General features: G+C 40.7%; 8 protein-coding genes. All 8 read right to left on the minus strand.

Annotation, left to right across the window (positions count from 1 at the left end; translation table 11 throughout):
• Positions 1-4 precede the first annotated feature (4 nt).
• The 8 genes from pglZ to ACR0QT_RS02455 all read right to left on the minus strand — a co-directional run bounded on the left by pglZ (position 5) and on the right by ACR0QT_RS02455 (position 13367).
• On the minus strand, positions 5-2581 hold the full coding sequence (gene pglZ, locus ACR0QT_RS02420) for a BREX-1 system phosphatase PglZ type A (protein ID WP_432629312.1): 2577 nt from the start codon (positions 2579-2581) through the stop codon (positions 5-7).
• A gap of 80 nt (positions 2582-2661) precedes the next feature.
• The gene (gene pglX, locus ACR0QT_RS02425) at positions 2662-6285 is read right to left on the minus strand and encodes a BREX-1 system adenine-specific DNA-methyltransferase PglX (protein ID WP_432629313.1); all 3624 of its coding nucleotides are present in this window, start codon (positions 6283-6285) and stop codon (positions 2662-2664) included.
• Positions 6286-6296: 11 nt separating this feature from the next.
• On the minus strand, positions 6297-6950 hold the full coding sequence (locus ACR0QT_RS02430; RefSeq protein ID WP_432629314.1) for a hypothetical protein: 654 nt from the start codon (positions 6948-6950) through the stop codon (positions 6297-6299).
• 3 nt (positions 6951-6953) lie between these two features.
• The gene (locus tag ACR0QT_RS02435) at positions 6954-8237 is read right to left on the minus strand and encodes an AAA family ATPase (RefSeq protein WP_432629315.1); all 1284 of its coding nucleotides are present in this window, start codon (positions 8235-8237) and stop codon (positions 6954-6956) included.
• An 11-nt stretch (positions 8238-8248) separates the two neighbouring features.
• Positions 8249-11908 (minus strand): BREX system P-loop protein BrxC, encoded by a 3660-nt coding sequence (gene brxC, locus ACR0QT_RS02440; RefSeq protein WP_432629316.1) that lies wholly within the window; start codon positions 11906-11908, stop codon positions 8249-8251.
• A gap of 24 nt (positions 11909-11932) precedes the next feature.
• Positions 11933-12508, minus strand: a complete 576-nt coding sequence (locus ACR0QT_RS02445) for a DUF1788 domain-containing protein (protein WP_432629424.1) — start codon at positions 12506-12508, stop codon at positions 11933-11935.
• The gene (locus ACR0QT_RS02450) at positions 12508-13113 is read right to left on the minus strand and encodes a DUF1819 family protein (protein ID WP_432629317.1); all 606 of its coding nucleotides are present in this window, start codon (positions 13111-13113) and stop codon (positions 12508-12510) included. The genes ACR0QT_RS02445 and ACR0QT_RS02450 overlap by 1 nt, the downstream gene beginning before the upstream one ends.
• Complete coding sequence (locus ACR0QT_RS02455) at positions 13110-13367, minus strand: helix-turn-helix domain-containing protein (protein WP_432629318.1); 258 nt, start codon at positions 13365-13367, stop codon at positions 13110-13112. The genes ACR0QT_RS02450 and ACR0QT_RS02455 overlap by 4 nt, the downstream gene beginning before the upstream one ends.
• Positions 13368-13419: the final 52 nt, after the last annotated feature.

The raw sequence follows: 13419 nt of genomic DNA on the forward strand, positions 1-13419 counted from the left end.
TCACTTAAAACCCGAAACCAAAATCTCCACCAAACGCAAGATCCATGATAATCTCATGTCTCCAGCTTTCTACTCCCGTAGCCTCATTGATTGCCACAAGATAGTATTTTTTATTTCGGCTGTACTGTCTATTTTTAAACGTAAATTTAACCCGGAATATCCGCTTTGCATCCTCAGTTTCCCTGCTGTCTGCCATATGCACATTTTCATTGGATATTTTCTCTCCATCCTCAGAGGCAAAATACAACTTGTAGCTTCCTGCACGGATCGTATCACTGACCGCTTCCGACTGAATAAAATCCAAAGAAGTGATCAGGTTTGTAATTTTCTGCACCAGACTCACGAGTGTAATCTCGGCAGTCGTAACCGGAATTTTTCCTTTCTCCATGTGAAGATCAAGAAGAGGAATCAACATCTCCTGAGGAGATGATCCACCATGTACATAGTTCAGACCACCACCAGCCTTGAACACATCCATTCCAACTGGATAAGAAACTACTCTCTTATCGTCATTTTCTAACGTACTTCCAAGCGAAACATGGTCAATTCCTGACTCCTCAACAGCTTCCGGAGCAATGATAAAGCGACGATTTACCCAGCCATTTTTCCTGTTCGTATCAATTTTATCGCTCTCATTCAACTTATTTCTGCGATAAAGGAATCCATGATCCGCTGTCACAATGAAATTCTGCTTATTTGCACTGTTCAGACGGTGAATCAATTCTATAATTTCTGAGATTGCCTCCGTGCAAGCCGAAAACACCTCATCTTCTGTATTTGTTTTATCTCCACGCGCATCAATCTGATTGTGATAAATGTAGACAATCTGCTTTCCAGCTAATAACTGGCGAAGCTCACTGACTTTTTTGTTCTTAATATCATCAAACTGAAAACACAGACTATCCGGTTGATGAGACTGAAGTACGCTCTGGCGACTGTTCAAATCGTTACACAGAACACCATCTGCCAAAACTTCATAGTCCTCTGTCATCGTCAACGACTTATGCGGAAGGAGAGCCGCCATACCAAGTCTCGTATAGGATGGCAATGTGCTAATCATCGGACTGAGTTTTGCACTGTCGCATTTCGGATCATCCTGCATTTTCTGTGCAAGTTCCTCTGCCACCTCATAACGCAGAGCATCTGAGATAATCACAACCGTCTGCTCCTTTGCCCCATTTAATCTTCGAGAATAAAAATCTCTCTGCATCACAAACTGATACTGAAGATCCGGCTCATGATACGCCTCATTCCATTTCGGCAAGAGCTTCGTCAGATATTCATTCGCATAAATATTTTCGATCAATTCTCTCAGATTTTCAAACGCATCTGCATTCTCCATTTGATCTAGACAAGCAATAAAACGACGGTATTCCTGATCAAACCGATAATCCTGACTGGTATACTGTTCCACAATCGCCTTAAAACCAACCGGCGCCTGATACGTTACCGCCATGATCAGTTGATAAGCACTCTGCATCAACTGATAAGAAAGCCGGAACTTCTCCCCATAATGCATTTTTTTACGTTTCTCGCAAATCTCAGGAATCGAGAACGCCTGCAATTTAGCGCCCGTATTCTCTTCTAAAAGCTGTTCCATCATCCAGTTGAGAATCTTTTTATCAAAGTCCTCAAAACTATCACAATCCAGCACCTCTTCTGGCAGATTGTTGCGAATCATTTCTGCTACTCCAAGACTTTTCGCCGTCTGTTCCGCAAGCTTATCACAACGATCCCGATATAGAATGTTGTTTCTGAGATTGTCCAAGAATGCAATCACATTGCCTGGTTTATAAGAGACAAACGGCTTCCATGCGACTGGAAGTCCCGCCCCAAGAAATCGCTCTGTGTACGTTACAAACAGGGTAAATAAAAGCTTCTCTAGTGTCGGATCTGCATCCTGATAGCCAAAATGCTCCTCGCAAAGTTTCCAGAATTCCGCTTCCAGATCATAGCGAGCAAATTCCATGAGGAAACTATTATTATCTTTCTCTTTCCCATCCTGACTACTTAAATCCTGATCTGTGCCATCTTCCTTCTCGGCAGAATTTACATTTTCCATCAATACAACCCGCAACACTTCCTCAAACGAACAGGTCCGAGTTTTGCACAGACTGCTGAGCAGTCCCGTCAGGATATTTTCTTCATTGAAATTTTCGATTTCCAGATCATAAAACCATTTGGTTCGATCTTTATTTGCAAAAAACTTAATGTATTTCTCAATAACCGGCTTGTATTTTTCTTCAATGCCGAGATCCAGCGACAACAGCGATGCTCGATCTGCGAAAAATCGTTTGGAATACAGCATCGTATCTTCCAAATGATTTTCCTTCACATCTGGTTTCGGAAACGGTGCATAGATCAGATAGTTCGTTGTCCGATCCTGTCGTTCCAGAAAATATTTGGTATAGAACTGGTTGTCCGGTGCCAAGTGATAGATCTTGGCATTCTCCAATTCTATGCTGTCAATATCCTCCGCAAACTCACCCTTGTCATCGTACCAGAAGACAAGTTTGCGCGTATCGCCGGTGAATTCCGCATTCAGCCGGTCTGTGATTTGTTTTAAATTTAGTTCTGCCATCTCTACCTCCGGCCATCGTTTTCATAGCTTGCAAACATTCATTGATTCTTTTATTATGACTTGATTCTCACTTGATTTTTTTATTTCTTACTCATAATGTTTTTAGAATCTGCAAGCACTTCATAAAACTTTCCATCCTGTGCTGTCTGAATCTTACGATAGTTGACCTTCACACCGTCATCCAAATCCAGTTCAATTCGAGAAAGTGCCAGATGACCGATCTTTTCATCATATTCCCGACATTCTTTCAACTGCTTTGTCAATTTCTCTTTGCGTTTTGTGGAAGCTGCAATTTCTCTGGAATTTCCGCTGTGATCAATCATATCCTGCATGCGATTGATCTCGGATTCATACACTCTCTGCATACGATGCAAATAGTCAATTCGCAAGTTACCAATCGTATCTGGTGTGTAGCGGTGCAGATAGATGAGCGCCTTAAATCCATTCTGCTTTCCACTGTCAAAGAGCCAGTAAATCGGTCGCTTACCAGAACCTGTCACCGAATAAGTCTGGCAATGATCTTTGAAGAAATCACTCAGGAAGTAATTGCGGATAATTTCACGGCTACTGTTCCCCTTGTTTCCAAGAGCTTTGGCAATGAAATCCAAATTCTCCTCCAATGCCTTTTCCCCATAAACAACTTTCAGCCACTCACACAGGCGGGAAACAATGTCATCCTCCAAGTATTCCTCATCTGTGATCGGGATAATGTTGTCGTTATCCGGTATAAAACTTTGATACTTACTGCTATCCCACTCACCACCGGCATAGACAAGACCTTCCACATCTAAAGAATAACGACCAAACATACAGCCGACTGCGTAAGAGAGAAGACTCTTGATATCTCGCTGTAAATCAGCTTTGCGGACGGTTACATCCTTATCTTCCACTTCTGGAGTCAATTCATCCTGTAAACCGTAGATATCGATGAAAATGCGGTTGAGCTCTTCTTCGTTGGATTTCAGCTGGTCGAAACGGTCGTCGCATTCTGTTTGCCACTGATTATATGCCTCGTCAATGGTGGAAACATTACACACTAATGGATGATGCTGGAAGTCCCATGAAGTCTCGAAGGAGTCCCAATCTTGTTTTGAGCTCATTATACAATCAGTTACACCAATAATAATATCTTCATTTTTTACATAATTTATATACGGCAACCGACTTACTGTTCCCGGATTACAATCAAGCGTAGGCGAAAGAATTTCTAAAATTGTAGATATAATTGGTGTATTCAAATACCCAAGAACATGCAATAATTCTTCATGTGAAATTCCATCCTTCGCAAAACAGGTAGGTCCTTTAATATCAAAAATTGACTCACTGGAGGTAAGGCGAAACATTGGAGTTCCTGAAGCTATAGATGACCAAGTAACACCCTCTACAAAATAAAACTCACTGTTCCAACATTCACTGTTTTTCTTTTCAATTTCACCAAGCTCCAATCGATGCTTTTTAAATTTTTTGATATCAAATCCATTGTTTTCCCAGTTTACTACAAGATCCAAATTACCATACCATTTACGTTGACTTCCTCCTTTGTTATAAGAAAACCATTTAGTTCCCGCAACAAAATGATCTGTTTTATTCTTTTCTACCTCATACCAAAGTCGTAGAAACTGTTCATTATCTCCCGTTTGCATTCCAGCACGACAAATAAAATAATCCTTTATCACACTATTCTCAAATAAAGGCAACATATTTCTTGGAAGCCAGTAAGATAACGGTGCGCCTTCAATCTTTATTGTTTCATCTAAACTAGCTTCATACTTATTTCTATGACTTAATAGATCTTTTTCTTTGTCATCAGTATTATCTAGTTTATAGTAGCAAGCTTTATACTTCTTAAGTTCAGTTTGCCTTAAAATAAAAGCACTAGATTTAACTACCTCTCCACTTAGTTCTTCAAAAACCCGCGCCCCTAAATGAATCATATTTATATAATGACTATATAAATAAATTACTTTTCTTAATTGACTACTTCTCGTTAAACTCATCCAGCCTAGTTGAGTTATCATCCCTAAAATTGCATTCGATTTACACATTTTATGGCATTTAAGTATAAATACTGTATATAAATCGTTTCTTCCATCGTCATAATATTTCTTTACATAAGCAAGTAATTTTTTCCCCATACCACTACTTGCCATATACGGTGGATTCGTGACCGTCACCCAGTATTTCCGCGCCATCGTCTCACCAATGTCAATCAGCTTCAACAACTGCGCCACGGTATCTTCCAATCCAAAGTTATCTATCGTGATCTGACCATTCGTATCCGCTCCCGCTACAAATCGACGCAACAGATCCCAATCATAATTCTCCACATTCAGAATAGAACCATACTCTTTTGCGTCAATGAACGTATTTAACAAACCTTCCAACTGCAATTTGGCGGTATTCTTTTCTATTTCATCCATACCTGCTCCGAGATATTTCAGATGTGCACGATTGATCTCATTGCTCTCCTGAATCGCATACACATGGCAGGTATTTTCTCCGTTTAATACTCTACGGTTATACTGTCTTGCTTTCATCATAACTGCAAAATATGCAAGCTGATAGGCACGATCATCAATATCAAGTCCATAAATATTGTTTTCCAGAATGCTCTTTGCCGCATCGCGCTGGCTATATCCCGCACTCTCATAGATCTGCATCAGCACATCAAAAGCATACACCAAAATATGACCACTACCCATGCACGGATCAATGATCTTGATGTCTTCTGGACTCAGCGTCGCATATTCTTTTCGGATCTCTGCCAGTTTTTCCTGTACTTCCGGCTCCTGCTCTGCCTCTTCCAGATAATACTTCCAATTTTCTTTTAAACTACTATTTTCCGGGTGTCCCTCTACCCACAAGCGCCCTAAACTGTTCTCGACCATATATCGAACAATCCAGTCCGGAGTAAAGAGCTGAGTGACAGCCGGAATTTCCTCTTTCCTGATCTTTTCTTTTTTGGCAAAAGCCGCTGCCTTGGGCTCGGTATTGTAATACTGATACAACCAGCCGATGATCTCAACCTGTCCTCCCTGCTCCACATTAAAGTCATCTTCTGGAATATCATGGAGCAGACGCCATACCACACCATCCTGATCGACAACAGAAAGACTGAGCAACAATTCTGTATAGTCTCTGTTTCTCTCAAACAATCCCGGCAGAATCTCACTCAATGCATTACACTGCTTAAAAAATAAGATACGGAACACTTCATCCAGCTTATTTTCCTGCTTCAGCTGAAGAATCTCCGCTTCCTCACTTGCAGTAAACGAAAGATCTGCATCAAACGGATTTGTGACAAGATCCGGCTCCAGTTTTCCACTCTCCGAAGAGAGCACACGGATATGGGAAGGCAGATAATCATTGACTTCCATAAAACGCAGTGCAATCAAACGGTTAAACCATGTAAAGGCAAACTCCTCAATAATGTAGTGATAGGCACTCTCGTAGTCGCCATCATTCTCTTGTTCTTGTTTGCGGATTACTTCCACCAACTTGTCGCGCTGATGAATTTCCTCATTAGAAATCGCATACGGTTCCGCTGTGCCAATATCATAAAACTTGGTATTGGATGTACTCTGTGGAAGTGCCTCCGCAATTCCCTCTTCCGTAATTCCTATCAATTTGGCTCGATAACTGACATCTTTAATCAGCTTATTTCGCGCCCAAATCGCAAAATTCTTTATGGCTGTTTTGTTCATCTATTTTACCTCTAACATTTACTCATGTATTTTTCAATCAAATACAATGGAACTCCGACATATTCTGAATTCCGTCCATTTTCTTTGTTCTCATAGTACTGCTTAACCTGACGCAATGTACTCATTTTCCAGTTCCCACTTTTTTGAATCTTCATCAACCGCTCTTTGCATTCTCTATAAATCGCTCTTCGGTTCTGCACGATTCTGGATGGTGCTTCTTCACAATTCAGATTTAATTTCTGATTTAGATCCTGATCAATTTGAGGATCACTGGATTTTATATGTCCCTGTCGATCGTAACTGATTGTGCTCATCATACCTCGATCTAATGGATTTACATACAACTCATCGCCGTGTCGATGTTCGTCACAGGTTGTATACGGATCTTTTGCACCTCTGCAACCATCACACACACCTAGCATAATTTTAAAATCCAGTTTTTCTACTTCTGTCTTTAAAAGATTCTGTGCTTTCCAATGCTCAATTTTCATTGTATCGCGATTATTTTCAATACGTCGCATACAGTACGCACAGATATATCCCTGATCTTGTAGGAGAACTTCCCGCAATTCATCTTTGTTTTTATATCCATCATAATAAGCATGCGGTTGTTTTTTATAATGCGTCAGAGATGCCGGTTCGCTAGTCTTTTGTATCCATATCATCCCTTAATCCTCCGCGATTGCCCTTTCAAACGCTAATGCCGTTTTTACTTTATTCAGTTCTGGATGATCGGTCCCCAACAATGTTTCCAGATTCAAAATTTTCTCTTTAGCCGTTTCAAATGATCCACTATCAATCAAATCATAAAGCATCTCAATCTGCATTTTCACTGACTCAACCATATCATCACTTCCCTGCGCAGAACGCAGAACATCATTAATTTCCATTCCATAACCAGAGGCATCATAAAAGATCTCATCTTTTTCTACTCGAATCAGTTGACCATTTTTACACGATGCAATTAAAATCGGAGAATGTGTGGCCGCAATAAACTGCACATTCGGAAATACTGTCTGTAAGGCTTCTATCATTTTCCACTGCCACTTTGGATGTAGATGCATATCCAATTCATCAATCAACACGATCCCCAGGCACTCTGATGCATGTTCCCGCATATTTGGATTTAAAACTGCCATTCGATATGCAATATCTAATACCATCCAAATGACCGACTGATAACCCGCACTCAAGAAACGGATCGGCAGTGAAGTTTCTCCTGTGACATAAGATAATTCCGAATTTTGCTTATCAAACTGAATTCGGGCAATCTCACCTTCATTCATAATCGACATGAAACGAGAAAGAGCATTTTTTACTGCTTCATATTCGCGGATTTTTTTCTCTTTCTGCCACTCCACCTGCTCCATTTTTGCGCACCAGTTTAATAAACTCTTGGAATCAGATGCATCTTCTAAACAATTCATATAACCGACTGTCCGATTAAAATCCGTATTAAACACATTTTCAGATGCTTCTCTTTTTTGAGTCCAAGTACGCGCTGCGCTCTGATAACTCAAAACTGGAAGAATTGCTTCAGGATCATGAGACAGTTTATTTGCAATTTTTTTGATGTTTCCACTGTTTTTTTCTTTGCTTATCTCCACTGTGCTTCTAGAAGAATTTACACTGCTTTTTCGTCGTGTCCACTCATAATTTTTCCCATCGATCTCTGCCTGACATGTCACCAGAACTGGCGTTTCATACTGTCTGTGAAACGATCCATCTCCCATTGGTGTCGCAGACACTCGGATTTCATCTTTCGTAAAATGTTTGGATGACACATCATCAATTCCAGCGATAAAACCGCCTAGAGCCACAGAAATTGCCTCTAAAACAGAAGTTTTTCCCATTCCATTGTCACCGATCAGCAAATTAAATCCTGATTTGAAATTCAATTCGCAATGCGTATGACCTTTGAAATTTTCTATCGTTATATGTTTTAAATGCATCTGCCAACCTCCTAGAGTTCTACATTTACAATTGTATTCTCATTGAGTTCTTTCTTCAGGTTCTCACGCAGTATTCTCATATATCGATCAATGTCCTCCTCATTTTCCAGTCTCCAGGATTTTGTTCCTGCGACATCCTTGATCGACATATTTTTCGTAAGCTTCACTTTCTGCTTCAGTAATTCTACTTTCTCAGTTGGAACTGGACTCGGCTGTTCTCCCACTACTGCGGATTTCTGCGGTTCTTTTTTTATTTGCTCTGCTGCCTTCTTCGCTGCCTCTGCTTGTACTAATCTTGCATCCTCTGCATCCATCTCGTTTAACAATCGAATCTTCAGTGCCTCTGCCTTATCCGCAAAGCTGCGAAGCGTGGAAACGTTGTTACATTTCTCTGCTCCGTCCTGAATCTCACGAAATGCTTCCATATAACGTCGCAAACGACTATCTCGATACGGCTTCACATTTAAGATCTCAATGACTCGATTTTGATCCTGCTCAATGGAATCTAACACCGGCTTTGCCTGCTTTTCCAACACCTTCATATACGCATCCATGAACTGTTCTCGAAGCCCCGGAAGCTGTGGAATCTTTGCGTATGGCTTTGGCATCCGAACAATTTCCCGCATTTTCGCGACAACCTCTTCTAATGCAGTATCCACGATATATGTTTTACTATCATCGTAAATTGCCAGCATATCTAAAGCTCGAGTAAAGATCGTAAACTGATCTCCAGCAAAGAACGATTTAATCGGCTCATAATCCTCTGCCAAATCCAGCAAATCATCCTGCTTGTCTGATACCGTCTTAAAGAATTCCAGAGGTTCACTGATCTGTGTGATCGGAAGCAAGAGTTTTTTTCCATCATCGAGAACCTTTTTGCCCGGATAAGGATAGGTCGCATACTTACTCTCATAATGAGCCATCTCACTCATCATATTCTCTGTGTACCGCTGAAAATCACGCATAATTGTGTCTTCCTCGTCCACAGCACAGGAAGCATGGAACAGATCTTTCATCACATTACGAACAGCTTTCTTATCTTTTTCTGCTACACGAATACGCACATCCATCAGAAGCTTCTCAGCTAATGTTTTTTTCGTAATATAACCAATAATCTCCTCATCTGATTTATTCATCTGAGTGACACTCTCACTGTTCACTGTGAAAGATAAATCTCCGCGCTTAAAGAGACGGGCTACCAGCCAGAACACATCCTCTTCCACAAAACCATACGGAGCCTTCATAAAGCGATCTTTCAATGCTTTCATCGATGTCTTCATATGTGCACGTGAATTCAACGCAATAAAGTTTAAAACCTCAGAAAGTGCATGAGCATTACTCTCTGTTCCACCCTCCAAAGCCAACGAAATCTGGTTGCTCTGCTGTTTAAGGAGTTTTCGGATGTCGCCTTCTCCCATTGGAGTATCGATGTAGGAAAGTTTATGATAAACGGTCTGTACCAGGCGACCAATCGCCTCATTCATTCGTCCAGTTACCTCTTTTGCTGACACACGAACAATATCACCATTCACATAGATCGTAGCTTCCTTCAAAGACTCTGTGAGATACAATTTCGCATTGCTGTCGCGCTCACGCATCTCCACACGCTTTCCCTCTTTGATTGTCTCATACTTTGTCAGCTGAGAGGACGTATTCAGGCGCAAAAATTTCTCAATCTTCAAATAAATCCTGATCTCATCCAAAAATGCCGAATCATTCGGAAGCATTACCAAAACTTCTTTTCCCTGCCCAGACATCATGCGAAGCGTCGCATCATCGTTTCCTCCCTCATACCACGGAGTCAGAATGCGCAGACCTATATCGTAATTCTGATTTGATTTATAAGGGCGATCATCCACAATCTGATTAAATCCAAACGAATATCGACCATTAAATTCCGGATAGCGATATTTCTTGTCCTTAAAGATATCCTCAAAAATCATCTCCGATGCCTTATTGATGACCTCTGCCATCTCTACGTTTTGGCTATCAATCTCACGGTTGATCTCCTGCTCTTCATCTGTCAGGAAAACATAGAGATCGCCATTTTTCTGAACCAACATCTGGCGCTGTAAAACTTTCAATGCATCCTCAACACGACTTTTAAGTTCCAGACGATCATCATCCAAGTTGGAAATCATCAGACTTGTGATGTTGTCAACATTCGCCGTAATTTCAAGCACATATTTTACCATGAATAACGTCTTTAAAACATTGATTGCAAATACATCCTTATCTTTCTTTTCCGGATTGATGTAACTGTTATCATAGGCACGAATGATCACGCCTCGGTGACTGTGATCGAGAAAATTCTCAAGAGCATCATAAAAAAGATGGAACGGCGCAATTGCGCCCATATCTTCTTCCATCAAGTTCACAGCAGATTCTTTGAACAGTGCAAGCATCGAACGCTCACCCTCTGACAGATGCTTACCGGATGCACCGTGAGTACGGATACTCGTCAGAACACTTGCCAACAGATTAAACTGATACGGAACAAACGGATATACCTCTTCAAAATCCCGGTCATTTGAATAGAGTTTTTTCTCTACCCCATCATTGAAGACAATCAAGTTTTTGATGACTGTCGCCTTCTGCTCATAGAGAACTCTCAGTGCCTCTCCTGCGCTTTCTTTCTTATCCAGAACTCTCTTCTTGATAACGGCATCCACGTTTGCGGAAGAAAGAGAAAGACGGGTATCAAATCGACCCTGAATTTTGGAAAAATCATTTCCCTTTACATTTGTAATCGAATCGATATCCTGCTGGGAAGTCACAATCACCCAGGCTTTTCCGGCACATTCCTTGCCAAGTTCCTCTGTCACAGTCTGAAGATTCAGCATCAATTTGCTATCTTCACCAATATACTGACCAATCTCATCCACAAGAAACACCACATGATGATTGTGTCCTTTTCGATCCAGATAGGTTTTCACACGCTTCGCAAAATCTTCAATACTGATTTTATAGTCGGTTGTCGCCTTCTCGCACCAGTTTCGTGCTGCATCCTCACTCATAAAATCCATGTCCGCCAACACATCTACGACACTGTCCTGAATAAAGTCAAAGTCTTGACGGGAGTCCTCCCAAGGATCACCATACTCATCCTCAAATTTTTCTTTAAACTCATCAAAACGACCTTCCTCAGAAAGATGACGCTCCAGATCTGCCAGATGTGGCATAGATCCACAAAATCCCTGCATTTCATTAAAAACTTTCAGAAATACATTGACAATCGCATCCTTGTTCTGCTTTCCATTGGAATCACTCTTGGAATCAATATTGAACAACACCACGTCTGTCGGTGTATCTGCTGCCAGCTTCATATCAGCAAGCACCATGCGATCCACAATTTTTTTATCGTCAATGAAATAGTCTAATGCCGTTTTTCCACCAACCTTGCGATTCTCCAAAAGATATGAAAGAATTTTCAGGAAATGTGATTTACCACTTCCAAAGAAACCAGAAATCCATACTCCCATCTTTGGAGTATTTCCCACAATTCCTTTCTTGTATGCAGAAAAAAAGTCCGCAAAATGCTTGGACAATTCCCGTGTAACAACATACTCCTCCAGTTCCTGTGCGACGTTGGTTTCCTCGCCCTGCCCGACTACGATTACACCCTGAATCTCTCGATCAATCGGTTTTGCAAACATTTCCTGTATCTTCATCTAAATTTCTCTCCTCATCCTCACTTACTTTACAAGCTTAAAAGCTCGATAGTAATTATCGTCTTTCATTTCATCAAATAAAATGAGTTCCTGTTCATTATAGGTCCCAGGAAAAAACATCACAACCGGACATCTCACAAATGCCTGATGCAAATTATTTAAAACTTTGTGGCTCCGAAGGATCGGATAACACTTGCCAATCCCAGTCAAAAATACGATCGCATTTTCTGATGTATGCTCTCTGATATACTGGACAATCAGGCTGTCGTCATCATTGATCTTCATAGAGTTATTCACTGCTTTTGTAATACGTTCTAAACCACGCTTTTTTTCAAACTCAAAACATTTTTCCAGAAAGTTTTTCTGCTCTAAAAAGTCAATAATCATGTCATAGAGATCAAAGACGACCAGTTCTACTTCATCATTTCCTTTCTGGTTTTTGTTCTTCATATATTCAATTCGATCCCTGACTTCCAGTTCCTTTTCTGGCGGATAATCAAACACCCAATAGTTGACCTCGTTGGCCCTGCCACTGCTCTGTCGAAAAGATGGCTTATAAATTGCTAATTCCATCTCATCCAGACGCGCTGTCAAATCCATCATCCATTTTCCCCCGTAAGTGCCCGAATCATCGGTTCCATATCATGATCCAAAAGCCAATTTTTCAATTCTCGGTCAAAAAGTGGCTTATAAATCTTTCTCACTTCTTTTCCTTTATCAGTCACTCCAGCCTCAAACAACTGCGTTTTATACGCTATCCCCAGTCGACGAATCGTCGCCTCTGTCCATTTAGCAGCTTTTTCATCCTGAATCTGAACATTTTTAAAGAAAATCCTGACATCACTTTCTGTAAATTCATTGCTTCCGATCAACAATTTTTCTCGTATAACATGATAGACAAAATCAAAGAAAAGCGTGTCATGAGCCAAGGCCGCAATCAATGCAATCTGCTTCTGCGTCATCAGATCTCCATGAACAAAGATTGGATAAAAAGATTCATCTAATGACCGAACTCGCGCCGATACCGTGCTGTAAATTTGCTGTGCCCGCGCTGGAGTTCGCGCACCAAATAAGTTTTCCTCCTGATTGATTCTCTTAATCTCCTCAAAACTCTTTCCGTCATTTCTAAGCTGTACTACTTTCCGAAACTCCATAAACCAGAAAGAAAATTTCACTGCACCTGCGCCATATTTTTTTCGAATCACAAATTTTCCTCCTGTCCCGCTCTGCTCATATTTTTCTCTTCAACCTTTTCCGTATCCGGAAGAAATTCGCAAATATCATCCACAGAACAATTCATACCGCGACAAATCCGCTCAATCACATCCATTGTCACATTTTCGCCATTCTTCAACTTACTGACTGTGTTCGGGCTCACACCAGTTATCTCTCTAAAATCTTTCTTTCTCATATCTCTATCAATCAGCAATTTAAAAAGCTTTTTGTAAGATACTGCCATCTTCACACCTCTGTCTAAAAATCCGTCACTTATGATTCATAGTTAAGTATAT

The organism is Brotaphodocola sp., assembly GCF_050873365.1.
In the GTDB taxonomy this organism is placed as follows: Bacteria; Bacillota; Clostridia; order Lachnospirales; family Lachnospiraceae; genus Brotaphodocola.